The 25116-nt window shown below is 62.2% G+C and carries 23 protein-coding genes and 1 tRNA gene; 8 read left to right on the top strand and 16 right to left on the bottom strand.

The window, feature by feature from the left end:
* Positions 1 to 19: 19 nt before the first annotated feature.
* Positions 20 to 1645 (bottom strand): DUF6377 domain-containing protein, encoded by a 1626-nt coding sequence (locus tag N008_RS16330; RefSeq protein ID WP_052381645.1) that lies wholly within the window; start codon positions 1643 to 1645, stop codon positions 20 to 22.
* 433 nt (positions 1646 to 2078) lie between these two features.
* Positions 2079 to 2152: transfer RNA gene (locus N008_RS16335), tRNA-Asp, on the bottom strand.
* Between the two features lie 250 nt (positions 2153 to 2402).
* Here N008_RS16335 and N008_RS16340 point away from each other — a divergent pair.
* The 5 genes from N008_RS16340 (at position 2403) to N008_RS16360 (ending at position 6524) form a co-directional block, all read left to right on the top strand.
* Entirely contained in the window at positions 2403 to 3350 is a 948-nt protein-coding gene (locus N008_RS16340; RefSeq protein ID WP_044017486.1) for an acetyl-CoA carboxylase carboxyltransferase subunit alpha, read from the top strand.
* A 155-nt stretch (positions 3351 to 3505) separates the two neighbouring features.
* A complete protein-coding gene (locus tag N008_RS16345; protein WP_044017487.1) occupies positions 3506 to 4354 on the top strand; it encodes an MBL fold metallo-hydrolase in 849 nt (282 codons plus the stop codon).
* 62 nt (positions 4355 to 4416) lie between these two features.
* Positions 4417 to 5235 (top strand): patatin-like phospholipase family protein, encoded by an 819-nt coding sequence (locus N008_RS16350; RefSeq protein ID WP_231569731.1) that lies wholly within the window; start codon positions 4417 to 4419, stop codon positions 5233 to 5235.
* A gap of 104 nt (positions 5236 to 5339) precedes the next feature.
* Positions 5340 to 5912: a 1-acyl-sn-glycerol-3-phosphate acyltransferase gene (locus N008_RS16355; protein ID WP_044017488.1), complete on the top strand. Its 573-nt coding sequence runs from the start codon at positions 5340 to 5342 to the stop codon at positions 5910 to 5912.
* Positions 5913 to 5987: 75 nt separating this feature from the next.
* The gene (locus N008_RS16360; RefSeq protein ID WP_044017489.1) at positions 5988 to 6524 is read left to right on the top strand and encodes a hypothetical protein; all 537 of its coding nucleotides are present in this window, start codon (positions 5988 to 5990) and stop codon (positions 6522 to 6524) included.
* Between the two features lie 122 nt (positions 6525 to 6646).
* Here the strand turns inward: N008_RS16360 and N008_RS21790 are convergent, their stop codons facing one another.
* From N008_RS21790 to N008_RS16390, 6 genes are all read right to left on the bottom strand, one after another.
* The gene (locus N008_RS21790) at positions 6647 to 7891 is read right to left on the bottom strand and encodes a sensor histidine kinase (protein WP_052381646.1); all 1245 of its coding nucleotides are present in this window, start codon (positions 7889 to 7891) and stop codon (positions 6647 to 6649) included.
* A 9-nt stretch (positions 7892 to 7900) separates the two neighbouring features.
* Positions 7901 to 8341: a response regulator gene (locus N008_RS16370; protein ID WP_044017490.1), complete on the bottom strand. Its 441-nt coding sequence runs from the start codon at positions 8339 to 8341 to the stop codon at positions 7901 to 7903.
* On the bottom strand, positions 8341 to 10662 hold the full coding sequence (locus N008_RS16375; protein ID WP_052381647.1) for an ATP-binding protein: 2322 nt from the start codon (positions 10660 to 10662) through the stop codon (positions 8341 to 8343). The genes N008_RS16370 and N008_RS16375 overlap by 1 nt, the downstream gene beginning before the upstream one ends.
* Complete coding sequence (locus N008_RS16380; protein WP_156109354.1) at positions 10644 to 11243, bottom strand: biliverdin-producing heme oxygenase; 600 nt, start codon at positions 11241 to 11243, stop codon at positions 10644 to 10646. Before N008_RS16380 ends, N008_RS16375 begins: the two co-directional genes overlap by 19 nt.
* 43 nt (positions 11244 to 11286) lie before the next feature.
* Positions 11287 to 11958 carry a DUF4159 domain-containing protein gene (locus N008_RS16385; RefSeq protein ID WP_044017491.1) on the bottom strand — a complete coding sequence of 224 codons (672 nt, stop codon included), beginning with the start codon at positions 11956 to 11958 and terminating at the stop codon, positions 11287 to 11289.
* A 69-nt stretch (positions 11959 to 12027) separates the two neighbouring features.
* Positions 12028 to 12744, bottom strand: a complete 717-nt coding sequence (locus tag N008_RS16390) for a 16S rRNA (uracil(1498)-N(3))-methyltransferase (protein WP_044017493.1) — start codon at positions 12742 to 12744, stop codon at positions 12028 to 12030.
* Between the two features lie 146 nt (positions 12745 to 12890).
* Between N008_RS16390 and N008_RS16395 the strand changes: the two genes are divergently transcribed.
* The gene (locus N008_RS16395; protein WP_044017494.1) at positions 12891 to 13913 is read left to right on the top strand and encodes an SDR family oxidoreductase; all 1023 of its coding nucleotides are present in this window, start codon (positions 12891 to 12893) and stop codon (positions 13911 to 13913) included.
* Between the two features lie 76 nt (positions 13914 to 13989).
* On the opposite strand, the gene N008_RS21795 is transcribed toward N008_RS16395, so the two are convergent.
* The 3 genes from N008_RS21795 to N008_RS16410 form a co-directional block, all read right to left on the bottom strand.
* Entirely contained in the window at positions 13990 to 14808 is an 819-nt protein-coding gene (locus N008_RS21795; protein WP_156109355.1) for a hypothetical protein, read from the bottom strand.
* A complete protein-coding gene (locus tag N008_RS16405) occupies positions 14805 to 15347 on the bottom strand; it encodes a hypothetical protein (protein WP_044017495.1) in 543 nt (180 codons plus the stop codon). Before N008_RS16405 ends, N008_RS21795 begins: the two co-directional genes overlap by 4 nt.
* Before the next feature lie 88 nt (positions 15348 to 15435).
* Complete coding sequence (locus N008_RS16410; RefSeq protein WP_044017496.1) at positions 15436 to 16221, bottom strand: S1/P1 nuclease; 786 nt, start codon at positions 16219 to 16221, stop codon at positions 15436 to 15438.
* 136 nt (positions 16222 to 16357) lie between these two features.
* On the opposite strand from N008_RS16410, the gene N008_RS16415 reads away from it, so the two are divergent.
* Positions 16358 to 16906: a hypothetical protein gene (locus N008_RS16415; RefSeq protein WP_044017497.1), complete on the top strand. Its 549-nt coding sequence runs from the start codon at positions 16358 to 16360 to the stop codon at positions 16904 to 16906.
* A 53-nt stretch (positions 16907 to 16959) separates the two neighbouring features.
* On the opposite strand, the gene pckA is transcribed toward N008_RS16415, so the two are convergent.
* Positions 16960 to 18573 carry a phosphoenolpyruvate carboxykinase (ATP) gene (pckA, locus tag N008_RS16420; protein WP_044017498.1) on the bottom strand — a complete coding sequence of 538 codons (1614 nt, stop codon included), beginning with the start codon at positions 18571 to 18573 and terminating at the stop codon, positions 16960 to 16962.
* 253 nt (positions 18574 to 18826) lie between these two features.
* Between pckA and N008_RS16425 the strand changes: the two genes are divergently transcribed.
* The gene (locus N008_RS16425) at positions 18827 to 20560 is read left to right on the top strand and encodes a peptide MFS transporter (RefSeq protein ID WP_052381650.1); all 1734 of its coding nucleotides are present in this window, start codon (positions 18827 to 18829) and stop codon (positions 20558 to 20560) included.
* A gap of 276 nt (positions 20561 to 20836) precedes the next feature.
* Here the strand turns inward: N008_RS16425 and groL are convergent, their stop codons facing one another.
* The 4 genes from groL to N008_RS21800 form a co-directional block, all read right to left on the bottom strand.
* A complete protein-coding gene (gene groL, locus N008_RS16430) occupies positions 20837 to 22477 on the bottom strand; it encodes a chaperonin GroEL (protein WP_044017499.1) in 1641 nt (546 codons plus the stop codon).
* Between the two features lie 44 nt (positions 22478 to 22521).
* Positions 22522 to 22812 carry a co-chaperone GroES gene (groES, locus tag N008_RS16435; RefSeq protein WP_044017500.1) on the bottom strand — a complete coding sequence of 97 codons (291 nt, stop codon included), beginning with the start codon at positions 22810 to 22812 and terminating at the stop codon, positions 22522 to 22524.
* Positions 22813 to 23152: 340 nt separating this feature from the next.
* Entirely contained in the window at positions 23153 to 23554 is a 402-nt protein-coding gene (secG, locus tag N008_RS16440; protein ID WP_044017501.1) for a preprotein translocase subunit SecG, read from the bottom strand.
* Positions 23555 to 25114 carry a hypothetical protein gene (locus tag N008_RS21800; RefSeq protein ID WP_052381651.1) on the bottom strand — a complete coding sequence of 520 codons (1560 nt, stop codon included), beginning with the start codon at positions 25112 to 25114 and terminating at the stop codon, positions 23555 to 23557. It abuts the gene before it with no gap.
* Between the last annotated feature and the right edge of the window lie 2 nt (positions 25115 to 25116).

Raw genomic sequence — 25116 nt, forward strand, 5'->3', positions numbered from 1 at the left:
GACGCAAAATATTGCGTCTCTACACCGCCTCAATGACCATAATCCGGGCTTCGAACTCCTCGTTCGGGACGATGGAGCGGTTCTTCACCCGGGTTTTGTAGGTGTAGATGGTGTTGATGGAATAGCCCAGCATCCGGCTGATTTGCTCGCTGTCCTGGATGCCCAGGCGGATGAGGGCGAAGATGCGTAGCTCGGTGCTCAGCAGCTGGTCGTCGGGGAGGTGGAACTGGTCTTCGGGCCGGAACAGGGCGTTGAACTGCGGGATGAACTGCGGGAACAGGCGCAGAAACACCGCGTCGAAGCCGCGCAGCAGCTCCTGCCGCTGCTGCCGGATGTTGAGGCCGCTCACTAGCTTCTGCACGGCCCCGTACTGCTTGCCGGCCAGCTGGGTGTCGAGAGCCTGCTTGAGGGTTTCGAGCCGGTCGAGCAGGCGGGAGTTGTTGTGGAAGTAGTAGCCGATATACTCCTGCTTGATCTGGCTGGCCTCGTGCAGGCCCGTGTTCAGCCGGGCCAGCTCCTCGTTGCGCTCCTGCAGGGCGTGGTTGGTGGCCGAAATCAGCTGGCCGGCCCGCTGCAGCTTGCGCAGCTGCCGCCAGATCACCCCAATAAACGCCGCCACCACCACCGCCAGCAGCGTCACGGCCCCGGCGTACAGCCGCAACGAGCGGCGCTGCTGCTCAATGATGCTGATCTTCTGCCCCTCGATGACGGAGGAAATGTGGCTGATTTCGAGCTGCCGCTGCCGGGCCTTGTAGAACGTGGCCTGGGCCCGCGCCTCCTTGATAAAGGCGTAGGCGTTTTCCAGGTCGCCGCGCCGGTAGCAGTACTCCGAGAGCTGAAACAGCGCCACCGTTTCCTTGGTGGCCGATTTCACGTCGGCCGCCGCCGACTCCAGCAGCAGCGCAAACGCCCGGTCTTCCTGCCCCTGCAGCGTGTAGATGTAGGCCGTGGTGCTGGCACTCACCGCCAGCTGGTGCAACGTGAGCCCGGGCAATTGCCGGATGCGCCGGTACAACGCCGCGCCCTGCGCCAGCTGTCCGGTTTTCACGGCCCGGAACTGCTGCACCGAGAGCTGCTCGTAGGTGCCGGGTTGGCTGTAGCGTAGCGCCGAATCGGCGTAGGCAAGGGCCTGGGTGTGGTAGGCGGGGCGGTACACCTGGTCGTGGTTGAAGTCGCCCAGGTCGCTGTAGGCGCGGGCCTGCAGGAAGTAGAACTCCTGCCGGTCGGCCCGACTGAGGTCAGCCGGCCGGATGCGGTTCAGCTCCTCAAAGGTCTCCTTGAACATGCCCGAGGACAGCAGGATAAATGCCAGCTTCAGCCGGGCCAGCTCGGTTTTCTCGGGGCTGCCTAGCTGCCGGGCCAGCCGGGTAAGCTGCTGGCTGTACACAAACGCCGAGTCGTACTGAAACGCCTTGTACTCCTCGTAAATGCGCAGCCCCAGCCCGAAACGGGCCTCCGGATTAGCCGGCGAGGCCCGGAACGCCGCCGTGAGCACCGCAATGCGCTGCTGCCGCTGCTGGTCGTAGCGAGTTTTATGGGCTAGGGCCGTTTGCAGGTCGCGCAGCAGGGGAGAAGGCGCTGCCGGCTCCGCCCGGCCCACCAGAGCCGAACCCACCAGAACGCAGACGAGCAGCAGAATTTTCACAAGGGTAAAGATGCGCCGCGCACCGCAGCAAGCCTATCGCCAACCAAATAAAAACCGCCAACCATGTAGAGACGCGTATTCGCGTCTCCTCGTTGAACGATTGACTCTGCGCCGCCAGCACGATGTAGAGACACGATACTCCCAGTTGAACGGCCGGAACCACGCCAGCTATACATCGGAATTGCTTCAATAGCACTTAAAAATCAACAGCACGTCATGCAGAGCGTAGCGAAGCATCTCGCGTGTTAACGTCTGAACAGCACTACAACCTCAGCACGCGAGATGCTTCGCTGCGCTCTGCATGACGTGCTACTGTTTCCTAAACAGCTTCAACGTCAGCAACGACGAGACGCGAGGTGTCGCGTCTCTACATCGTTCAAACTGAGCGGCTGGAAAAGCAAAAGGCCCTTCAGATTTCTCTGAAGGGCCTTTGCGGTCCGGACGGGACTCGAACCCGCGACCTCCGCCGTGACAGGGCGGCATTCTAACCAACTGAACTACCGAACCAGTTCATCTTTCCGGTCAGACCGTGTGTCCTTCCGTTTTGATGATGCAAAAGTAGAGGGCCGGATTGGACTGCACAAGGGGCCGGGGTAAAAAAGTGCGAAAAACTTCCGGACGCGGGTGTTGACGCCTGTTTATCAGGGAGAAAAAAAATGCAAAAATCCGCGGCAGCTGGCAGTGCGCCGTGTGCATGGCTTCGCTTACCTTTGCTTTCTTCTCTCACTTTGCAAACCTGACGCATTCTGCCGTGGCAATGCTCCTCGATTTTGAACAACCAATTGCCGTGCTCGAAGGCAAGCTCCGTGAAATGCAACAGCTGGCGCTCGATAGCCAGGTGGACGTATCGGATGCCGTAGCGGCCCTCGAAGCCAAAATCAAGACCCTTAAAAAGGAAACCTACGCCAACCTGACCCGCTGGCAGCGCGTGCAGCTCTCGCGCCACCCCGAACGGCCCTACACCCTCGACTACATTGAGGGCATGACCGAGAAGTTTGTGGAGCTACACGGCGACCGGACCGTGGGCGACGACAAGGCCATGGTGGGCGGCTTCGCCGAAATCGACGGCCGCTCGGTGATGTTCATTGGCCAGCAGAAGGGCCGCAACACCAAGCAGCGGCAGATGCGCAACTTCGGCATGCCCAACCCCGAAGGCTACCGCAAGGCCCTGCGCCTGATGAAGCTGGCCGAGAAGTTCGGCAAGCCCATTGTGACGCTGATTGACACGCCCGGCGCGTTTCCGGGCCTCGAGGCCGAGGAGCGGGGGCAGGGCGAGGCCATTGCCCGCAACCTCAAGGAAATGTTCCTGCTGAAGGTGCCCGTTATCTGCATCATCATCGGCGAAGGCGCTTCGGGCGGGGCCCTGGGCATTGCCATCGGCGACCGGGTGCTGATGCTGGAAAACACCTGGTACTCGGTGATTTCGCCGGAGTCGTGCAGCAGCATTCTGTGGCGCAGCTGGGACTACAAGGAGCAGGCCGCCGAGGCCCTCAAGCTCACGGCTACAGATATGCTGGGCAACAAGCTCGTGGACGGCATCGTGAAGGAGCCCCTGGGCGGCGCCCACACCGACACGGCCACCATGATCAAAACCCTCAAGAAAACCATCCTCAAAACCCTCGACGAGCTGGAAGCCCTGCCCCACGAGGAGCGCATCAGCCAGCGCATCGACAAGTTCTCGGCGATGGGCGTGGTGCTGGAGTAAAACACGAGCACCCAAAGCACGTCATGCAGAGCGGAGCGAAGCAGCTCGCCAGTGTAGTAACTGATTGTACCACACTGGCGAGCTGCTTCGCTCCGCTTTGCATGACGTGCTTTTTTCATTTATTCGCCTACTGAATTCCTCCCAACCCAATTCCCATGACCGTTCATACCCTCGATACCGGCCTGTTTAAACTCGATGGCGGCGCCATGTTTGGCGTGGTGCCCAAAAGCATGTGGCAGAAGCTGGTGCCCGCCGACACCAACAACATGTGCACCTGGGCCATGCGCTGCCTGCTGGTGGAAGACAACGGCCGGCTGCTGCTGATCGACAACGGCATCGGGGAGAAGCAGGACGACAAGTTCCGGGGCCATTTCTACCTGCACGGCGACGACACGCTGGAAAAGTCGCTGCGCCGACTGGGCTACACCTCGGCGGATATCACCGACGTGCTGCTGACGCACCTGCACTTCGACCACTGCGGCGGCTCGGTGGTGCGCACCGCCGTCGGCCAGTTGGAGCTGGCCTTCCCGAACGCCACCTACTGGAGCAACCAAAGCCACTGGGACTGGGCCGTAACGCCCAACGCCCGCGAAAAAGCCAGCTTTCTGAAGGAAAACATCCTGCCCATCCAGGAAAGCGGCCACCTGCGCTTTATTGAGTCGGCCGCCGATGTGCCGGCCGAGCTGGGCGCCGTGCGGGAAATCATCTTCGCCGACGGCCACACCGAGAAGATGATGGTGCCGCTGCTCGACTACAAAGGCCGCAAACTGGCCTTCATGGCCGACCTGCTGCCCAGCGCCGCCCACATTCCGCTGCCCTACGTGATGGGCTACGACGTGCGCCCTCTGCAAACCCTCACCGAAAAGGAGCAGGTGCTGCGCCGCGCCGCCGACGAAAACTGGGTGCTGGTGCTGGAGCACGATGCCGCCCACGAGTGCTGCACGGTGCAGCACACCGAAAAGGGCGTGCGCCTGGCCGATACGTTCAAGCTGTCGGAGCTGTAAGGTCGTTTTCGCCTTTTGGCAGTGGTTTTTCGTTGTGAGTTGACACTAGCACCACCGGCCCCGTGACGCTGACCGAGAAGCCAACAAGCATCAGCCAACCTTCAGCAACGCCTCCCGGCCTGGCCCTGGCCTTGTCGGGGGGCGGGGCGCGGGGGCTGGCTCACCTGGGCGTGCTGGCCGCCCTCGACGAGCTGGGGCTGCCGGTGGCGGCGCTGGCCGGCGTGTCGTCGGGGGCTATTGTGGGGGCGTTTTACGCGGCCGGATTTGCGCCGCGTGAGATTCTGGAGCTGTTTATGGGTGTCAGCATCACGCGGCTTACCCGCATGGCTTTCAGCCGCTACGGGCTGCTGCAGCTGGGGGCGGTGGAGGCGCTGTTTGCCCGGCATCTGGGGGCCGGCTGCACCTTCGAGAGCTTGCGCCTGCCCCTGACGCTGGTGGCTACCGACCTGACGGCCGGGGCGTCGGTGCATTTTTCGCAGGGCCTGCTGATTCCGCCGCTGCTAGGCTCGTCGGCGGTGCCGGTGCTGTACCGGCCCATCGAGTACCAGGGCCGGCAGCTGGCCGACGGGGGCCTGCTCAACAACCTGCCCGTGGATGCGCTGCTGGGCCGGGGCTGGCCGGTGGTGGCCGTCAACTGCATCCCTACCAACACGGGTGGGCGGATAACGGGCTTCCGCAACCTCGTGGAACGCACCCTCAACCTGATCATCGGGGCCAACAGCACCCTCAGCAAGCAGCAGTGCCAGCTGCTGCTGGAGCCGCCGGAGCTGCGCGCCTACCGCCCGCTGGACTACCGGCGCGGGCAGGAGCTGTTCGATATCGGCTACCGCTACACGCTGGCGCAGGCCCCGGCGCTGCGGGCGCTGCTGGCCGCGCACTAGCTGGCGGCGGGGCGGGTAGCCGGGCTTACCTTACATTTTCCTAGTTTTGGCTTCCGGCAGCTTCCGCACTATGCCGCTGCCTTTGTCTTTCCACTACTTCCTGCATGGCCGCTCGCAAAACTTCTACGTTCTGGTACTACATTTCCAAAGCCATTTTCGCGGTAGCCGGCTGGCGGCTGGGCCCGCGGGTAGCGGCCGACATCAAGAAAAGCATGATGATTGCCGCGCCCCACACCAGCAACTGGGACTTCATCTTCGCGCGGGCAGCTTTTTTTCTCATGGACGTGGATGTGCGCCTGACCATCAAGAAGGAGTGGACCACCATTCCAGTGCTGGGCGCGCTGGTGCGTAGCCTAGGCGGCCTGGCTGTAGACCGCAGCCGCAACAACAGCCTCGTAGATGGCATGGTGCAGCTGTTCCAGGAGCACGATGAACTGGTGATTCTGATTACGCCCGAGGGTACCCGCTCGTACCAGCCCAAGTGGCGCAAAGGCTTCTACCACGCCGCAGTTGGGGCCGGTGTTCCCATCCAGCTTGGCTACCTCGATTACAAAAACAAGGAGGCCGGCGTGGGTCCCGCTTTCTGGCCTACCGGCGACTATGAGAAGGATCTAGAAGAAATCAAAGCCTTCTACCGCACCAAGCAAGGCCGTTTCCCGGAAAAGGGCGTACGCTAAGTGAGTAGTGAGTAGGGTGGGCGTTTGGCTCGGTCTTGCTTTTGCCTTTCTAAACCATTTGTTCGGTCTGTTATCATGGAAAAGCTGCAGACGTTGCTCTGGATAGTGCTGGGGCTGGGCGTGTTTATCTGGCGGATGGTGCAGAAGGCCCGGGCTACCACGGCCCGCGAGCAGCAGCAACGCCCACCTCGCTCACGGCAGGCACCGCCGTTGCCAGCCTCTTCCTTTGAGGAACTGCTCAAGCAGATGCAGGCCGGCAACCGCCCCGCTACTGCCACCCCGGCCGCGGCCGAGCAAACGACACCGGCCGGCCGGCCTTTGCCGCGCGAAACGGCCGTCCCGGCCCGCAGTCTAGAGCAGCGGGCCCCGGCCGCGGCCTCGCTGGAAACTACGCCGGAAGCCCGGTCGCTGGAGGTGCCGCTGCATGAGGCGCGCCGGGCTGCCAGCCAGCCCCGCGCCAGCCGCCGCCCCCATGAGCCCGCCGACTACTGGACCCGCCAGCAGGCCCGCGCCCAGGAACCCGCCCGGGCCACCGTCACCGATCTGCTGCGAAATCCGGCCGACCTGCGCGCCGCTTTCGTGCTAAGTGAAATCCTGCAGCGTCGGTTTTAGTATAGCTGTATAATACGCTATAATGCAGCGTGTTATTTGTGAATTTACAGTTGGTTTTTCCGCATGATTTTCCCTCACAGGCGCTGAGGTTATTGGTGCGGTGAGACGGTAGGAGCAACAGGCTATGCCTGGCTGTCAATCCGCAGAAATAGCCGGAACGTAGTGCCACAGTCTTCCTGGCTTTCCACTTTAATGTGGCCACCAGGACCTTCCACCAGCCGATTGACTAGGAATAGCCCGACCCCGGTACCATCGGCCGTTTGCGGGTGAAAGCGCCGGAAAAGCTGAAATAGCTCGGAACCGTGGCGCTCCAGATTGAGGCCCAAGCCATTGTCCTGCACTTCCAGTACTGGTTGCCCGGCTTCCTGATAAGCGCGTAACCGGATGTGTGGGCGGCGGTTAGGATGGTGGTATTTCAGCGCGTTGCCCAACAAATTGAGCAGGATGGTGCGCAGATTGATCCGGACGTACTGCAGCTGCGGCAGCGCCGAAAAGTCGGTGGTGATGCGCGCATGGGTGGCCACGATCTGAGGTCGAAGCGCCTGCACAACATCCGCCGTGAGTTCGGCCAGGTCGACCGGCTCGCTAACGGAGGGACTAGCTGGCCGCTGCTCCTGCACCACGGCTGCCAGGTCGTTGATGGTGGTGGAGAGACTATGCAGCGACTCTTCCAGCAGACGCATAATGGTGGCCGTATCCGGCTCCTGCACCAAAGGGGTACGGCGCAGCTCCTCAAACAGGCCCTGCAGGTTGTTGACGGGCTGCTTGAGGTCGTGGCTGGCGGCGTACACGAAGTTGTCCAGGTCCTGGTTGCTGCGGGCCAGCTGCTGGTTGCGGGCCGTCACTTGTTCGTGGGCGGCCATCAGCTCGGCGTTTTTCTCGTGCAGGGCCTGGCGCGTGTGCGTCAGCTCGGCCAGCGAGTCGCGCAGCTGGCGGTTCATTGCCTGGATTTCGGAGTGGTAGCGGTTCTGGTACTGCCGCCATTCGTTCTTCTCGATGGCGTGGCGCACGGTACGGTCCAGCAAGTCGCGGTCGAACTGCCCTTTTACCAGGTAGTCGAGGGCGCCCGTATTGAGGGCCCGCACGGCCAATTGCTCGTTGCCGCCGCCAGTTATCATCACCACGCACAGTGTATCGGGCGGTGCCTCCTGGTGCATTTCCATAAGCATGCTCAGCCCGTCGGTGTCCGGCAGGTTGTAATCGAGCAGCACGCAGTCGGGCCGCAGCTCGGTAAAGCGGACCAGGCCTTCGGCGCCATCCGAAGCCTCTGTTATTTCGAAGCGTTCCTGCCCCTCCTGCGGCCGGAGCAGCCGCTGATACAGGAGGCGGTCGGCAGGGTTGTCATCAATAATCAGCAGCTTCTTCACGCGGGCGGCTTAGTTGAGAGGGGGCAGTTCAGAACATTCCAGCCAATACTTCACAATCAGGCGCACCTTTTCTTCCAGGCTGGGGTAGTTTACCGGCTTGGTCATGTAGCTGTTGGCCCCCAGCCGGTAGCATTCCTCAATATCCTTGGTGTTAGACGACGTGGTGAAGATGATGACCGGAATGCTGGCCAGCTGCGGATCCTGCTTCAAGGTATCGAGCACGGTGCGGCCGTCGGTGCCGGGCATATTCAGGTCGAGCAGCACAATGGCCGGCAGGCTAAGTGGCCACTTCGGATGCTTACCGTAGCCCTGCAGGTAGTCCAGGGCCTGGTCGCCGTCTTCGCAGCGCAACACCGGGTGCTGCAGCGAGTGTTTGCGGAAGGCGCGGCCCAGGGCCATAAAGTCTTCGGCACTGTCTTCAACGACGAGTACGGGTTTGAGCGTGGACATCAGAGAGAATTAGCCTTAGGAATGGTGAAATAGAAGGTGGCGCCTTCGCCAAGCTCCGACTCCACCCACAGCGTACCGCCGTGCTTCTCAATCATCTTTTTCACGATGGCCAGACCGGCACCGGTGCCGCCGCCGTACTTTTCCTGGCTGTGCAGCCGCTTGAAAATCCGGAAAATAGCCTCGTGGTGGCGAGGTGCAATGCCGATGCCGTTGTCGCGAACGTAGATGGTATGGAAGGCAGCGGGGTCGATGTGGGTTTTGGGCAGGGGAGAGCCGGGGCTGAGAAAGCCTACCTCTACGTGCTTTTCCGGCCGGTCGTTGTAGCGCATGGCGTTGGTGAGCAAATTAGCCAGAACCTCACGCAGGCGCACGGCATCGCCCAGCACCGTAGGCAGGGGCTCGGGCACGCGCACGGCAGTGGCAGTTTGCTCCAGGCGCGGGGCCAGCAGGTCGAGCACTTCGGCCAGAATCGTGTTCAGGTCCACGGGCACGCGGGCCAGCTCCTGGCGGCCCACGCGCGAAATCTGCAGCAGCGATTCAATCAGGGCTTCCATGCGCTGGCTCAGGCGCACCAGGGTCTGCAGCTTGTGCACGCCGTCTTCGTCGAGCTTGTCGGCGTAGTCTTCGAGCAGAAACAGCGAGTAGTTATGAATGCCGCGCAGCGGCTCTTTCAGGTCGTGCGAGGCCACGTAGGCGAAGGAGTCGAGCTCGTCGTTGCTGCGCTCGAGGTCTTCGTTGAGCGAAGCCAGCGCCCGGGCCTTGCTCACGGCCTCGTTGAACATCTTCAGCCGCAGGTCGGCGATGTAGAGGCGGATTTCGTGGGCCGCTTCCAGCTCCATGGGCAGCCAGGGCAGGGCCGAGTTTTCCACGGTTTCCTTCCAGGCCTCAAACGACTGCCGGGGCGAGAGAAATACCTCCCCATCGACGGTGGTGGGCACTTTGTCGTTGCGGCCGGCCCAGGTCACGGTCTGAATCACCTCGGGGCGGAACCACATGATGTAGTCGCCGGGGTTCTGGGCCAGGCGAATGGCCAGCAGGCCGCTGGCTGTGGCCCGCATGGCCAGGCCGGCCGGGTTAAGACGGGGGTAAGAATTGGTGTAGAACTCTTCGCTCTCCATATGCTTATTCAGCCAGACCATGAGGTCGGCAATCTGCTCGGGAGTAGGCGAGTTGCCCACGGTGAAAATCTCGTTTTCGATGCATACCGCCACCCCGCCGCTCTGAAACACGTCGCGCAGGTTGGGCGAGAAGCGGTGCAGGCCATCCACAAAGTTGGGCTGGGTGCTCACCAGCTCAAACAGGTGCGTCTGGGTTTGGGTGATGTGCTGGCGGTAGGCCAACTCGTCGTATTGCTGCTTGGTTCGGAGCAGGGCCGACATGGTTTTGCCCAGGAACTGGCACAGGTCGCGCAGCTCGTAGCTGATCAGGCGGGGCGTTTGGTGGTGGCAGGTTATCATGCCCCAGAGCTTGCCGTCCTCGATAAGCGAAATGGTCATGGTGGCCGCCGAGCCGATGTTGTGCAGGTATTGGATGTGGATGGGCGACACGCTGCGCAGCACCGAGTAGGTCATGTCGGGCGGGCGGGTGCCCCCGGGGCGGATAGCGGGCACCAGCGGTACGGGTTCGTAGCCGGCGTCGGGGATAAACCGCAGCCAGTTTTTGAGGTACATGGCCCGGGCCTGCTTCGGAATATCGGTGGCCGGGTAGTGCATGCCCAGCCAGGGGGGCAGATCCTCGCGCACGGCTTCGGCCACCACTTCGCCGCTGTCGTCGGGCGCGAAGCGGTAGACGGCCACGCGGTCAAACCCCGTGATTTCGCGTACCTGCTGCACCACCACCTCGCACATTTGCTGGGTGGTGCTGGCGCTGAGCATGCTGCCCAGGTTCTGGTTGAGAGAGGGCAGGTCGAAGGCACTGACGGAGTTATCGGCCACGGGCTCACCCTCCACCCACAGCAGGCCGTCGAAGCGGTGCAGCACCAGCTTGAAGTGGGGGCGGTTGATGACGCGGTCCAGGCGCACGCCCAGCAGGCGGCTCTGCTCGGTAGCGATAGGCCAGGCCCGCTCCACCAACACCAGTTGCTCGGGCTCCATGAGTTGGCCCAGGCCGCCGCCCAGCAGGTGTTCGGGGGCAATGCCCAGCAGGCTCTTGGTGTTGGCGCTGGCCTGCACCACCTGCCGGGTCTGCTCATCGAGGCACAGCAAAAAACCATACGGCTGAATCAGGCCCGGAATATGAATGGGTTCCCGGTCGCAGTTGGTGAGCGTGACGGGCTGGCCCAGCAGGGCTTCGTCGGACAGGTTTACTCCGGTGTGAGGCATGCGGCAAGAGTTTGAAACGTGTGAACGGCCGACGCGGCAATGGTATCGGCGGTTTCGGGCGTGGCGGCCGCTTCCAGCAGCTGGGTGAACTGCTTCCAGAGTGGACCGGTGCGCTCGGCGCGGCCGGCGAAGAAGGTGCGGCCGGCAATGCCGGCGGCGCCCAGCTGCCGCGCAATCACCTGCCCGCCCAGCGTCGAGCCTTCCAGCACATACATCGCGCCCAACAGCTGGGCGCGGGTTTCGAGTGGCGGCATGGCCGGGCACAGCGGCGGCGTGCCGGAGTAGCCCAGCCGGGCCAGGTCTTCCAGAATCAGATGGCCTCGGTAGCGTTGCTCCAGCTGCCACTCGGGGCCAAAAGCGGCGGCGTGCCGACGCAGAGCGGCCTCATAGGGCTGCACAAAACCATACATGCGGGCCAGAAACACCGCTGTATGGGCGGCCGTAACAGTGCCGGCTGTAAGGGCCTGGTTGAAGCGGTTGGTTTCGACGGCGTCGTGAAACGGCCTGGTTTCGAGGCGTAGGCGAGAGAGGATGGCCGGGCTTGCTGCCGAAGAGGCCATTACGTTTTGTGTGGAGTTCAAGCTACGAAAGTAGGGTGTTTGCCCCAGGAAGCACGCTTTTTTGTTAGTCCTGGGTGAGGGCATAGCTCACCAGATTGGCGCCCATCTTCAGGGCCGCCTCGTGGGTGGCGGGGGTGTCTTCGGGGTAGGTGCCCAGGTCTTCCCAGCCGTTGCCTAGGTCACACTCGAAGCTGTAGAAGCACACCAGGCGGCCCTTGTAGAGCAGGCCGAAGCCCTGGGGGCGCTTGCTGTCGTGCTCGTGTACTTTGGGCAAGCCTCTGGGAAACTGAAACTTCTGGTGGTAGATGGGGTGGGAGAAGGGCAGCTCCACAAATTCCAGCTCGGGAAACGCCTTCTTCATCTCGGGCCGGATGAACTTGTCGAGGCCGTAGTTGTCGTCGATGTGCAGAAAGCCGCCGCCCATCAGGTAGCGGCGCAGATTCTTGGCCTCAGCATCGGAAAATAACACGTTGCCGTGGCCGGTCATGTGCACAAACGGGTAGCTGAGCAGTTCCGGCGAGTCCAGCTCCACGGTGGCCTCGTCGGGGGCTATGTTGGTGCTGAGTGTCTGGTTGCAGAAGCGGATGAGGTTGGGCAGGCTAGTTTTGTTGGCGTACCAGTCGCCACCGCCGCCGTAGTGCAGTTTGGCAATGCGGAAGCTGGGAGCCGCGGCGGGCGGCGCCGCGGCCGTGAGCAGCAGCAGAAACGTAATAGCCAGGCAGAGGGTCTTCAGCATATGCGGGCGAGAAAAATGGGGGCAGCGGTGTTCAGAGAGAAACGCAGAAGAGAGCGGCAGGCGTTCAACTTAGCGGTTTTCGGCCAACTCCCGCGCCACGTGCGCCGTGTGCACGGCGGCCAGGGCGGCCGTTTCGGTGCGCAGGCGGGAGGCGCCCAGCGTCACGGGTCGGACACCGCTGGCAAAGGCCGCCGCAATTTCCTGGGGCGTGAAGTCGCCTTCGGGCCCGATGAGCACGCAGCAGCTGGCTCCGGTTGCCGCCACGTGGGAAAGCGGCGTCCGGTCGCCTTCCTCGAGGTGGCCGATGAAGCTGGAGGCGCCGTCGATGGTGGGCAGGAAGTCGGCGAAGTCCGTCAGCTCGTCCAGCTGCGGCAGCCACGCCTGGCCCGACTGCTTAAGGGCGCTGACGGCGATTTTGTGCAGGCGCTCCAGCTTCAGCTCGCGCCGCTCGGAGCGGGCGCAGCGTAGAAACGTGAGACGGTCGACGCCGATTTCCACGGCTTTCTCCACCAGCCATTCCATCCGGTCGAGGCTTTTGGTGGGCGCCACGGCCACGTGCACGAAATAGGGGCGGCGCGGCACCTGCGCTTCGTGGGTGATGCGCAGCTGGCAGCGCTTGGGGTTGGCGTCGGCCACTTCGGCCTGAAACACGCCGCCGCGGCCGTCCACCAGCACCACGGGGTCGGGGGCGCTCAGGCGCAGCACCCGCACGGCGTGCTTGCTTTCGTCTTCGGGAAGCGTGTAGGTGAGGCCGGAGAGGTCGGGGGCGAAGAAAGTGTGCGGCATGGGGCAAAGGTAAACCGGAAAAGCACGCGCCGCCGGCTGGGCCGCGCCAAGCTCAACATAACGCCCGGCCGCCGGGCGCGTATGCCTAAGGGGGCTGGCCACGGGCCACCCGCTATGCTACACTTTCCACTTTGTCCACCCTCACTATGTCTGTTAAACTCAAAAAACTCTCCCAACAAACCATCGTCATCACCGGCGCCTCGTCCGGCATCGGCCTCGTAACGGCCCGCATGGCCGCCAAAGCCGGTGCCCGCCTGATTCTGGCGGCCCGTAGCGAAGACGCCCTACGCCAGCTCACCAGCGAAATCCGGCAGGCCGGCGGCCAGGCCGACTACGTGGTGGCCGACGTGAGCAAGCCCGAAGACGTGCAGCGCCTGGCCCAGGAAGCCGCCAGCCTCTACGGCGGCTACGATACCTGGATTAACAACGCCGGCGTGAGCATCTACGGCAAGCTTGAGCAGGTGCCGGTAGAAGACATGCGCCGCCTGTTCGACGTGAACTTCTGGGGCCTGGTGAATGGCTCGCTGGAAGCGGCCAAGCACCTGAAAGGTAAGGGCGGCGCCATCATCAACGTGGGCAGTATTCTGTCGGAAGTCACGGCCATTCTGCAGACCATCTACTCGGCCAGCAAGCACGCCGTAAAGGGCTTCACCGACGGCCTGCGCATGGAGCTGGAGATGGACGAGGCCCCGATTTCGGTAACCCTGATTCAGCCCGCCGCCATCGATACGCCCTACCCGATTCACGCTAAGAACTTCATGGAGCGCGAAGCCAAGCACGCCCCACCCGCCTACGCCCCCGAAACCGTGGCCCGCGCCATTCTGTACGCAGCTGCCCATCCTGAGCGCGACGTAGTAGTAGGCGGCGGCGGCCGGGCCTTCATCGGCATGAACCGCTGGACTCCGGCGCTGCTCGACCAGTTCATGGAGAAGTCCTTCGCCAAGCAGGAGAAAGCCGACTACGCCCCGCGCCCGCTACAACAAAATGGCCTCGACCGGCCCATGGGCCAACTGGAGGAGCGCGGCAACTATCCCGGCAGCACCCGCGAAACCAGCTACTACACCGAGGCCATCACCCGCGGCAACACCGGCCTGAAAGCGGCCCTGCTGGTGGGAGCCGGCGTGGCGGCAGCGGCTTGGCTGAACGGGAAGTCCAGCCAGAAAAAATAAGCTGACATTCGATAAAAAACAGCCAACGGCCCCGCTGACACACGTCAGCGGGGCCGTTGGCTGCGTGCTGGATACGCTACTGTTGTTGTAAAAATCGGTCGATATCCGGGAGGGATATTTCGTCGGGCATGCTCATATATGGGTCGTTGAGGCGGTAGCCCTGCTGCCATAGTTGCCGGGCGCTCTGCATGTGCGCCAGCGCCCCGGCCTGGTGTTGCTGCCGCAGTATAAGCGCAGTGTAGTAATCGGTTTCAGCCAGCTTCCCATTGACGGTGCGCTGCAGCTTAAAATCGGCGAGAGCCCCGGCATAGTCGTGCAGCCGTAGCTTCGTGATGCCCCGATGCAGATAGTCGTAGAGGCCCACCCGGTCCTGGGTTTTATTGTCGGCTATGCAGGCGTCGAAGGTCGTGAGGGCGGCACGCAGGTCACCCAGCTCGCGCTGGCACAGCGCCGCCAGGATGCGCAAATCGTAGCTGCCGTCGCCGGACTGCCCAGGTTGGTTGTGGGTGAGTTGCTGCAATCGAGTAATGTCGGCCAGCGCGCCGCGGTAGTCACGCAAAAACTTGAAGCGGCACCAGCCCCGGTCGGCCAGGTAGCGGTCCGGCTGCAGCCGCACGGCTTCGTCGATCAGCTTTTTCCACGTCAGAAAGTCGCCCCGTTTGAGAAACGGCACCGACTTCTCGTGGTAGGCTGGGGCAAACGTCGGGCACAGGGCTATTACCCGGTCGAAGTACACCTGCGACTGAATGGAGCCCTGCGGGAGCTCAAGCGCCTGCAGGTAAAGCTCACACGCTGCCCGCTCCGGCGAGCCAGCCGGGTAGATCAGGCAGTTGGGCTGGGCAGCCACCGGGCGAAACAGCAGGCTCAGCAGCAGCACTAATGCGTAGCGTATCATAGCAGAACATCCTGAATGGAACCCTCACGCACGATGAACGTGCAATAGAAATAGCTGTCCTGGGTTTCTCCATCAATGCGGCCCGGCTGCCAGCTGTGCAGGTCGCGGCAGGCGCGCAGCACCCACGCCACCAGAGGCGGCGCAAACGCCTGCTGCTGGTACGCAGAATCCAGCTCCTGTACCCGAAAACGGTCGGTTTCCCCACGGAAGTTCACCACGAAGCGCACCGTAAGGTAGCCGCTGCCGCTGGTGCCGGCCGGTGGCGTGCGCAGGGCTGCCTGCAGCTGCCGGCGCAGCTCAGGGCGCCCGCCGCTGTAGGTGGTGTTGAAATTGTAATACTGGTAAATGCGGCCGGACGGCCGCAGCGCAAAGTCTGCGCGGTCCTGTGCGGGGTCGAACAGGATATCACCTACTTGGTAGCGCCGGTTGTAAGGCAGCGGGATATCTGCCTTTGCCCAGGTTCCTGTAAACTGGGCCCGCGCCTGTGGCGCGCCCAGCAGCAGGCCGGCCGCCAGCATGAGCTTGTAGTAAAAACGCATCGGATAAATCTAATAATAGGAACAGTAGACTACCGATGAGCAGCCCGGATAGCTTCCTCCAGGCTGCCCATGCTGGCCTAATGCCGGTCTAGCCCAGTACCTCGTTCAGCAAACCCGCCAGCCGTACGCCGGCTTGCTGGATGCGCTGCTTCATCATTTCAGAGTGCGCCGGGTAGTAGTTGTAGTCTACGTCGCCGTTGGCTGGGGCGCTGCGGTACACCTGCTCACTGGCTTGGTACGACTCCCAGAACCAGCTTTCCGGCGACGACGCCTGCCACTCGCGCACCTGCCGGCGCCGGATGGGGCCATCGTACTTGGTGGCCATTTCCGTGTAGCTCAGCCCTTGGTAATCGATCAGGCCACTGTCCCAGAGGCTGTGCATGTTGGTGTCCTTGCCGCGGTATTTCACCTTGATGTCGTTGCCGCCCTTGTCGTCGGCGTGGCCGGCGTGCAGGGGCTGGTGGGCGTCGCCCACGAGGTGCACCACAAACTTGAGGGCCGCCACCTTCTCGGCCTGCGTCTTGCTGGAGTCGGTCAGCTCCCGAAGCTTGGCCTGCAGCATGTTGTAGGCGTTGGGGCTGGTCTGGCCTTTCAGGTCTTGCAGGTACTGCGTCTCGTTTAGGCCCGCGGGCGAGTTGACGTAGTGCCAGGGGGCGGTGTCCTTGAACTCCGGATAGTAGCGGATTTCGTCGGGCCATGTACTCACTAACGCCAGCGTTTCGGTGCCCAGCAGGCGCTGCACTTCGCGGCGGGCCTTGCGGGTGAGGTGGTTTTCGGCAATCTGGCCCACGGCGCGGTGGCCGTCAACGCCCCAGGCCCACAAGCTCAGCGGCGACAGAAACAACAGAAACAGCGGCAGCAAACGCTTGCGCATAATCAGAAAGAGAAGGTGGAAGGGTTGGAAAAGCTGGGCAAATTACTGGCATTTCAAGGATTTGCGGCAATCTTCCTCTTAAACTTGTTGCCCGCGGAAGAGCTACGCCGCGGCACATGCCGCGTCCTGCCGAGCCATGAAAACCACTGCCGACTATATCGCCACACTGTCATTCGACTATCTGACCACGTATTCGCTGCTGCGCGGGCCAAAATGGGAGCAACTGCAGCAGGCTGCGCAGGTGGAGGCGCAACGAGCCCGTAAGCGTCTGCTGACCTGTGCCGCCCCGGATCTGCCTGCTCTGCGCGACTATCTGAACCGACTGCGAAATACCAACGACTTGGCCACCTCCACTCTGATGGAAGTGCCCGGCGCGTACAATCTCACGGCCACGCCCATAGCTTCTCTGCCCGGTTTCGACTCACGGATTCAGGTGTTGCTGGAGCTGTTGAGTCTGCCCGCGGCCAATATTATTTACTGGATGTGCGCGCCGGTTTACCGGGATGCCATTGTCTTCTACAGCGCGGATGATGAGGTGGTGGGAATGCTCAACATCTGCCTGGGGTGCGACACCATCCTGACGCAGGAGGGAGAAGAGCTGGCCGCCGATGCCGCCACCTACGCGGGCCTGCACCACTGGCTGACATCACTGGGCCACGCCATAGAAAGCCCCCGGTTGTCGTAAAAAAAAGAGCCCCGCCGGCAACGCCAGCGGGGCTCTTTTCTATGCATCAAGCGTTATACGCTGGCTTCAACGGCCGTTTTGGGGGCGCCGGCCAGGATTTCGTCGTTGGCGAAATCGGCGTACTTCTGGAAGTTGGCCACAAACTTCTGGGCCAGGTCGGCGGCCGTTTTGTCGTAGGCTTCTTGGTCGGCCCAGGTGGCGCGTGGGTCCAGAATTTCGGTGGGCACGCCCGGCACCGAGGCCGGTACTTCCACGCCGAAGATGGGGTGCTTCTTGAACTCCACGTCGTTCAGCTCACCGTTGAGGGCGGCCGTAATCATGGCGCGGGTGTAGCCCAGCTTCATGCGCGAGCCGACGCCGTAGCTGCCGCCGCTCCAGCCGGTGTTCACCAGCCATACGTTCACCTCGTTTTCGTCCATCTTCTTGCCCAGCATCTCAGCGTACTTGGTGGGGTGCAGCGGCAGGAACACAGCGCCGAAGCAGGCCGAGAACGTGGTCTGCGGCTCCGTAACACCCATTTCCGTGCCGGCCACTTTGGCGGTGTAGCCGCTCATGAAGTGGTACATGGCGTGGCTCTTGTCGAGCTTGCTGATGGGAGGCAGCACCCCGAAGGCGTCGGCCGTCAGGAAGAAGATGTTCTTGGGCGCCTCGGCCACGCTGGGCTCAATGGCGTTTGGAATAAAGTTGATCGGGTAGGCCGTGCGGGTGTTTTCGGTCACGCTCTTGTTGGCGTAGTCCACGGTGGTAGTGCCAGGCACGAAGCGCGTGTTCTCCACAATGGAGCCGGCCTTGATGGCGTTCCAGATTTCAGGCTCCTTCTCGGCGCTCAGGTCGATAACCTTGGCGTAGCAGCCGCCCTCGAAGTTGAAGATGCCGGCATCGGGCGTCCAGCCGTGCTCGTCGTCGCCGATCAGGCCGCGGTTGGGGTCGGCGGAAAGCGTCGTTTTGCCGGTGCCCGAGAGGCCGAAGAAGATGGCCGTGTCGCCGTCTTTGCCCACGTTGGCCGAGCAGTGCATCGGCAGCGTGGCGCGCTCGTGGGGCAGCAGGTAGTTGAGCACTCCGAAGATGCCCTTTTTCATCTCACCGGCGTAGCCCGTGCCGCCAATCAGAATCATCTTCTTGGAGAAATTCAGAATGGCGAAATTCTTCTGGCGGGTGCCATCTACGGCCGGGTCAGCCTCGAAGCCGGGGGCGCAGATGATGCTGAAATCAGGCGTCCAGCTGGTATCAGCACCCTCGGCGGGGCGCAGGAACATGTTGTAGCAGAACAGGTTGTGCCAGGCCAGCTCATTCACCACGCGCAGCTTGAGCTGGTAGTCGGGGTTGGCGCCGGCGTAGGCGTCACGCACGTAAATCTCTTTGTCGGCTAGGTACTGCACCATTTTCTGGTGGAGCTGGTCGAACTTGTCTTCGGCGAAGGGGATGTTGATGTCGCCCCACCACACGCTGTCGGCGGTGCCGGCGTCTTTCACCACGAACCGGTCTTTGGGGGAGCGGCCGGTGAACTGGCCGGTGTCGGCCATCAGGGCGCCGGTGTCGGTGAGTACGCCTTCGTGGCGGCGCAGGGCTTCCTGGGTGAGCTGCTCAGGCGTGAGGTTCAGGTGCACCTGCGCGGCCTGCGTGATGCCCAGCGGAGCCAGGCGGGTAGTAGCGGCGGAATCTAGCATATCAGAAGCCGAAAACTGGGTTGGGTGGGAAAATGGGGGAACGGTAAGACAAAAATAGGCAAAACGCCGGGCTGGCAACGTTGCCGGCAGAAATTTTGCGAAAATTCGCTGGCGCCAGGCAGTCGGTGCAAGGCCCAAGGCCGGCAAACGGGGGATGCTATTCGGGGGTTGGGAAACTTTTGTAGCTTTACCAACCTCCGTGCGGTTGCAGCCGGCGGCTTTTTCTTCCTTTCTACCACTTCATTTCTATTTCATGCAAACGACCTCCGCTGTGCGGGAGCAGCCCCAGATGGCCGCTTCCACCGGCCATCCGAAGGGCCTTTATGTGCTCTTTGCCACCGAGATGTGGGAGCGGTTCAGCTACTACGGTATGCGGGCCCTGTTGTCTTTGTACATGCTCAAGGCACTCCTTATGAACAAGGAGATGTCGTCATTGATTTACGGCAACTATACCTCGCTCGTGTACCTGACGCCATTGTTGGGCGGCTACATGGCCGACCGGTACTGGGGCAACCGCCGTTCTATCCTGGTGGGTGGTTTGCTGATGGCCGCCGGGCAGTTTGCCTTGTTCTTTTCGGCCTCGATGTACAGCGCCGGCCAGACGGAAGTGCCTTCCGCCCAGCTGCTGCTGTTCTTTGTCGGCCTCGGCTGCCTGATTTTCGGCAATGGCTTCTTCAAGCCCAATATTTCCTCGATGGTAGGCTCGCTCTACCCCAAAGGCGACTCCCGCATCGACGCGGCCTATACCATCTTCTACATGGGCATCAACCTGGGCGCGTTTTTCTCGCCTCTGGTGTGCGGCACGCTCGGTGACACCGGCAACCCGTCCGACTTCAAGTGGGGCTTCCTGGCCGCCGGTATCGGCATGCTGGTTGGCAGCCTCACGTTTGAGCTGCTGAAAAACAAGTATGTAGTGACGGCCGAAGGCGCTCCGCTGGGTGCCAAGCCCGAGCGCACCGTAGAGCACTCCCCGGTAGTGCCCGTGCAGACCGACGGCCCGGTTCGTTCCGAGACGATTGCCCAGCCTGCCAAGAGCTTCGCCAGCAAGCTCCCGATGCTCATCGGTCTGTTTGCGGTGGTGTACGCTGCAGTTGCCTGGCTGATGGACCGCGACTGGATTGGTGCGCTGGTGTTCTCGGCGATGATTGTAGCCCCGGTTACCATCCTGACCGACCCCACGCTCACGGCCCGCGAGAAGCAGAAGATCTACGTTATTTTCATCCTGAGCTTCTTCGTAATCTTCTTCTGGGGCACGTTCGAGCAGGCCGGCGCCTCGCTGACGTTCTTCGCCGACGAGCAGACCGACCGTACTCTGGGCTCGTCCGTGGTACCGGCTTCGTATTTCCAGTCGGCCAACGCGCTGTTCATCATCATCTTTGCTCCGATTTTCGCGGTCCTCTGGACCTGGATGGGCAAGCGTGGCACCGAGCCTTCGTCGCCGCTGAAAATGTCTATCAGCCTGATGCTGATGGCGGTAGGCTACCTCATCATTGCATTCGGCGTGAAGGGCGTAGACGCTAATACTAAAGTGAGCATGTTCTGGCTGATCACCATGTACTTGGTGCACACCTTCGCCGAGCTGTGCTTGTCGCCGATTGGTCTGGCGCTGGTGAACAAGCTGGCTCCGGCCCGTTTCGCCTCGCTGCTGATGGCGGTGTGGTTTCTGGCCACGGCTGCCGGCAACAAGCTGGCGGGCGTGCTGTCGGGGCTGTATCCTCCCGGCCCCGGCGAGTTTGCCAAGGCTTCCAAGGAAGGCATCAACCTGCCCGGCATTCTGAACGGCACCTCGCAGGTTACCGCCGACGTAACGGCCAAACTGTCGGAACTGGGACTGGCTGCTAACTGGCCCTCGTTCCTGGGCTTCCAGATCACCAGCCTCTACGACTTCTTCATGATCTTCGTGGGGCTGTCGGCCGTTGCCTCGCTCATTCTGTTCGTGCTTTACAAGCGCCTCAACACCATGATGGCTGAGCCGGTAACGGCTTAGGATTGTAGTATTTCAGTGAAAAGCCCCTCCGGACTGCGTGTCCGGAGGGGCTTTTTCGTGTCTGCCGGTGTGGTGCCACGAATTGCCCAGAGGGCTTCGTGGTACCACTATCGGTGGTGCGGTAATAGTCCAGCGTCTCGTTCTACGATAGTGGTGCCACGAAGCCCTCCGGGCAATTCGTGGCACCACATCCGCTATTTGTACAACCAAAAAAGCCCCGCCGGACCGAAGTCCAGCGGGGCTTTTTGTCTAAGCGGTTGGCTTAGCGGCTGATGCTTACATCATGCCGCCCATGCCGCCCATGCCGGGGGCACCACCGCCGTGGCCGTGGTCTTTCTCAGCCTCGGGCTCGTCCGAAATCACGCACTCGGTGGTCAGGAGCAGGCCGGCAATCGAAGCGGCATTCTCCAGCGCCAGGCGCGTTACTTTGGTTGGGTCTAGGATACCAGCGGCCATTAGGTTTTCGTAGCGGTCCTCGCGGGCGTTGTAGCCGTAGTCGCCTTTGCCTTCGCGCACCTTCTGCACTACTACCGAGCCTTCGCCACCGGCGTTCTGCACGATGGTACGCAGGGGAGCTTCCAAGGCCGTGCGGATGATGTTCACGCCGGTACGCTCGTCGCCATTGAGGGTATCAACTGCTTCCAGGGCATCGAGGGCGCGCACCAGGGCCACGCCACCGCCGGGTACCACGCCTTCCTCAACGGCGGCGCGGGTAGCGTGCAGGGCATCGTCTACGCGGTCTTTCTTCTCTTTCATCTCCACCTCCGTGCTAGCACCGATGTAGAGGATGGCTACGCCACCCGACAGCTTGGCCAGGCGCTCCTGCAGCTTCTCCTTGTCGTAGTCCGACGTGGTGGTGACGATCTGGGCTTTGATTTCGTTGATACGGGCGGTGATGGTTTCCTTCTCACCTTTACCATTGACGATGGTCGTGTTGTCTTTGTCAATGATAACTTTCTCGGCCGTGCCGAGGTACTCCAGCGTGGCGCTGTCGAGCTTGTAGCCGCGCTCTTCCGAAATAACCGTACCGCCCGTCAGAACGGCAATGTCTTCCAGCATGGCCTTGCGACGGTCGCCGAAGCCAGGAGCCTTCACGGCCGCGATTTTTAGCGAGCCGCGCAGCTTGTTTACTACCAGCGTCGCCAGAGCTTCGCCGTCTACGTCCTCGGAGATGATAACCAGCGGCTTGCCGGTCTGCACCACCTGCTCGAGAACGGGCAGCAGCTCCTTCATGGTGCTCACCTTCTTGTCGTAGATGAGGATGTAGGGGTTATCGAACTCGGCCTCCATCTTCTCCGGGTTGGTCACGAAGTAAGGGGAGAGGTAGCCGCGGTCGAACTGCATGCCTTCCACCGTTTTCACTTCGGTTTCGGTGCCACGCGCTTCTTCTACCGTGATAACGCCTTCCTTGCCCACTTTGTCCATGGCGTCGGCAATCATTTTGCCGATTTCCATGTCGTTGTTGGCCGAAATAGCGCCTACCTGGGCAATTTCCGACGAGTTTTCAATCTTCTTGCTCTGCGTCTTCAGGTTGGCAACCACGGCAATTACTGCCTTGTCGATACCACGCTTGAGGTCCATGGGGTTGGCACCAGCGGCCACGTTCTTGGAACCGGCGGCGTAGATGGCCTGGGCCAGTACGGTGGCAGTGGTGGTGCCGTCGCCGGCCTGGTCAGCCGTTTTGCTGGCTACTTCCTTCACCAACTGGGCACCCATGTTTTCCACCGGGTCGCTCAGCTCAATTTCCTTGGCTACCGTCACACCGTCTTTGGTGATGCTTGGGGCGCCGAATTTCTTGTCGATAACCACGTTGCGGCCTTTGGGGCCGAGGGTTACTTTCACGGCGTTAGCCAGTTTGTCTACACCGCGTTTCAGCTTGTCGCGGCCGTCAGTATCGAATTGGATGTTCTTAGCCATCAGTTATTCGGGTATGGGGAATTCAGAAAGAGAGAAAGGGAGGCCTACAGTACGGCGAAGATGTCCGACTCCTTCATAATGAGGTAGTCCTGGCCATCCACCGTAATTTCGGTGCCGGCGTATTTGCCGTACAGCACCTGGTCACCTGCTTTTACCTGGGGCTTGATGGTGGTGCCGTTGTCGGCCACTTTACCTTCGCCCACGGCTACTACTTCGCCACGCTGGGGTTTCTCCTTGGCCGTGTCGGGAATGATGATGCCCGATTTGGTTTTTTCCTCGGCAGCGGCCGGCGCGACAATCACGCGGTCAGCCAGCGGTTTGATGCTAAGCGACATATTGTACGTTTTGGTTGAAAGGTTTACTTGAAACAAGGTGGTGCCGAGCGTTCCGCACTTCCCGTGCCAGCCCGCCAAACCTGACAGAATGAACGCCAGAATGGCCTTAAATCGGTCAGCTTGCTACGCCAGCCTGCCAAAGCTGACAGAAAATACGGCTCCGCCACCACCCGCCACGGCAGTTGGCGGCCCGAAGGTAGCAGAACGCAGGGCTGACGAAAGTGCAGCATTCGGGCCGTGGCAGCCTGCTGCCCACTATGGCAGTCCACCAACCAACACAGAAAACGGCGGCTCCCAATGAAGGAAGCCGCCGTTGCAGACTGTGGAAAGCCGGAACTGATTACTGGGCCGGAGCGGGTGCGGGGGCCTGGGCTGGTGCCTGAGTGGGGGCAGTAGCCGGAGCAGCTGCGCCGCCGGGGGCCGGAGCGCCGGGCACTGCTGGAGCCGGAGCGGCGGGCAGGCGGGTTTCGAGGGCTTTCTGCTGGTTGATGCTGCGGCCGGGGCCGGCATCGGTGGTGCCGTTGAGCACGTGGGTGCCCAGCGTGAGCACCATCAGGGCAATGGCGAAACCCCAGGTGAGCTTTTCCAGCAGGTCGCCGGTGCGCTTCACGCCCATCAGGTTGGCGGCGCCGCCCGAGCCGAACTGGCTGGAAAGCCCACCCCCTTTGGGGTTCTGGGCCAGCACCACCAGGGCCAGCAGGAAACACACGAGAAGGATTACAATAATGAGCGCAGTGTACATCTACTCCGGAGTTTGCAGTTGGTGAATTTGGTCGGTAAAGTACGCGCTTTTTTCCGGCTGGCGCACCATTAGCCGTTCATATATTTCAATGGCTTTATCGATTTTGCCCTGTTTGACCATGATTTTGGCCAGGCTTTCAGAGGCCAGCTGCGGCACCACGCTGGTGCTGCGCACCGACAGATCGTCCTGCTCCTCGGCCGGGGCCGGGCGCTTGGCCGCCGATTTCAGCCGCGGCTGATTCTGCAGAAACTGGTCGATGAGGGCCAGGGAGGAGCGGGCCGGGCGGCGCTTGGGCTGATGCGCGGCAGCGTGCGCTTGCAGCAGGGCATCGGGCGCGAAGAACTCGTCGGTGGGCAGGCCGGTGGTCAGCTCGCCGTCCTGCATCTGCAGGGCGTAGCCGAGGCGGCTGCCACCGCCCATCAAGGCGTATGCCAGCGCCGCATCCGAGTGGAAAGCCGGCACTACCGGCTTGGGCGCGGGCGGGAGCAGCAGTGCCAGGTCGTCGTCGGAATCGGCACCGGTGAGCTGGTAGGAGGACGGCGCCGGCAGGGCATCCGGCACGGCCAGCCCAAACTCGAAGCGGGAAATACCGGCTTCTGCCGGCGGCCGGATGGGCGGCGCCACCGGGGGTAGTAGCTCTTCCTCCGCCGGAACGAGCTCCGTAGTGGCTTCCAGCGAGCTGTCGGCCGGCGCTTCTTCTGCTAATGCTACTGCGGGTTCTGCGCTGGCAGCTGGGCTGTCGGTTTCGTTTGGGGCGGCTACTAGTTCCGGTTCTTCAGAAACGGCCGAAGTAGCAGCCTCACCTACGGAAACTGCCGTTTCGGCCGGCGCGTCCATTTCCGAGGTGGTTGGAACGGCTGGCTCCGGCGCAGCTTCGGTGGCTGCTGAGGCCTCAGCAGTGGCTTCAGGGCCGGCCGTTTCGGCATACACGGTGGTATCTGAAGCAACTGTGGCTTCATTGCCAACAGCTTCAATGGGCTCCACTTGCTCCGGAGAAACTGCAGCTTCAGTGCTGGTCGCTTCGGTGGGCTCTACGGCATCTGCTGCGGCTGTGGTATTAGCGCTGGCCGCTACGGCGGGCGTGGCCAGCGGGGCGCCCGCCGCAGCGGCCAGAATGGTGGCGGCAGGCGCGGGGGCTTCTTCTTCTACCAGCGTGGCGCTGCTGCCGTCGGTGTCTTCCGGCGTGTTGTCCAGCGGCAGCACGTCTTCGGGCTCCAGCGTCTGCAGGAAAGCGGCGGTGTTGCCGGCGGGCTGGGCGGGCGCTGCCTGCGGCGCGGCAGCCGTGCCCACCAGATGCTGCGGCGCGGGGGCGGCCAGGCGCTCCTGCACCGGCTGCTCCAGCAAGTGGCGCAGCAGCTGGCGGTCGGCGGCGTAGGTGGCGGCCCGGCGCAGGCGCTGGCTGGCCAGCATGCTGCCCCGGTCGTGGTCGGCTTTGGCCAGCAGCAGGTGGGCCGTCTGGCAATACGGGAAAGCCGCGGCCAGCTGCTCCAGCTCCCGGATTTCCGCTTCCGAAATCCCGCCTACGTGGTCCAGAATGTGTAACAGCGACGCGCGGGTCATTT

Source organism: Hymenobacter sp. APR13 (assembly GCF_000737515.1).
Classification (GTDB): Bacteria; Bacteroidota; Bacteroidia; order Cytophagales; family Hymenobacteraceae; genus Hymenobacter.

Coding starts and splice junctions, on each gene's coding strand:
- N008_RS16340 (WP_044017486.1), top strand. CDS start 2,403: ATGCTCCTCGATTTTGAACAACCAATTGCCGTGCTCGAAGGCAAGCTC.
- N008_RS16345 (WP_044017487.1), top strand. CDS start 3,506: ATGACCGTTCATACCCTCGATACCGGCCTGTTTAAACTCGATGGCGGC.
- N008_RS16355 (WP_044017488.1), top strand. CDS start 5,340: ATGGCCGCTCGCAAAACTTCTACGTTCTGGTACTACATTTCCAAAGCC.
- N008_RS16360 (WP_044017489.1), top strand. CDS start 5,988: ATGGAAAAGCTGCAGACGTTGCTCTGGATAGTGCTGGGGCTGGGCGTG.
- N008_RS16370 (WP_044017490.1), bottom strand. CDS start 8,341: ATGTCCACGCTCAAACCCGTACTCGTCGTTGAAGACAGTGCCGAAGAC.
- N008_RS16375 (WP_052381647.1), bottom strand. CDS start 10,662: ATGCCTCACACCGGAGTAAACCTGTCCGACGAAGCCCTGCTGGGCCAG.
- N008_RS16385 (WP_044017491.1), bottom strand. CDS start 11,958: ATGCTGAAGACCCTCTGCCTGGCTATTACGTTTCTGCTGCTGCTCACG.
- N008_RS16390 (WP_044017493.1), bottom strand. CDS start 12,744: ATGCCGCACACTTTCTTCGCCCCCGACCTCTCCGGCCTCACCTACACG.
- N008_RS16395 (WP_044017494.1), top strand. CDS start 12,891: ATGTCTGTTAAACTCAAAAAACTCTCCCAACAAACCATCGTCATCACC.
- N008_RS21795 (WP_156109355.1), bottom strand. CDS start 14,808: ATGATACGCTACGCATTAGTGCTGCTGCTGAGCCTGCTGTTTCGCCCG.
- N008_RS16405 (WP_044017495.1), bottom strand. CDS start 15,347: ATGCGTTTTTACTACAAGCTCATGCTGGCGGCCGGCCTGCTGCTGGGC.
- N008_RS16410 (WP_044017496.1), bottom strand. CDS start 16,221: ATGCGCAAGCGTTTGCTGCCGCTGTTTCTGTTGTTTCTGTCGCCGCTG.
- N008_RS16415 (WP_044017497.1), top strand. CDS start 16,358: ATGAAAACCACTGCCGACTATATCGCCACACTGTCATTCGACTATCTG.
- pckA (WP_044017498.1), bottom strand. CDS start 18,573: ATGCTAGATTCCGCCGCTACTACCCGCCTGGCTCCGCTGGGCATCACG.
- N008_RS16425 (WP_052381650.1), top strand. CDS start 18,827: ATGCAAACGACCTCCGCTGTGCGGGAGCAGCCCCAGATGGCCGCTTCC.
- groL (WP_044017499.1), bottom strand. CDS start 22,477: ATGGCTAAGAACATCCAATTCGATACTGACGGCCGCGACAAGCTGAAA.
- groES (WP_044017500.1), bottom strand. CDS start 22,812: ATGTCGCTTAGCATCAAACCGCTGGCTGACCGCGTGATTGTCGCGCCG.
- secG (WP_044017501.1), bottom strand. CDS start 23,554: ATGTACACTGCGCTCATTATTGTAATCCTTCTCGTGTGTTTCCTGCTG.
- N008_RS21800 (WP_052381651.1), bottom strand. CDS start 25,114: ATGACCCGCGCGTCGCTGTTACACATTCTGGACCACGTAGGCGGGATT.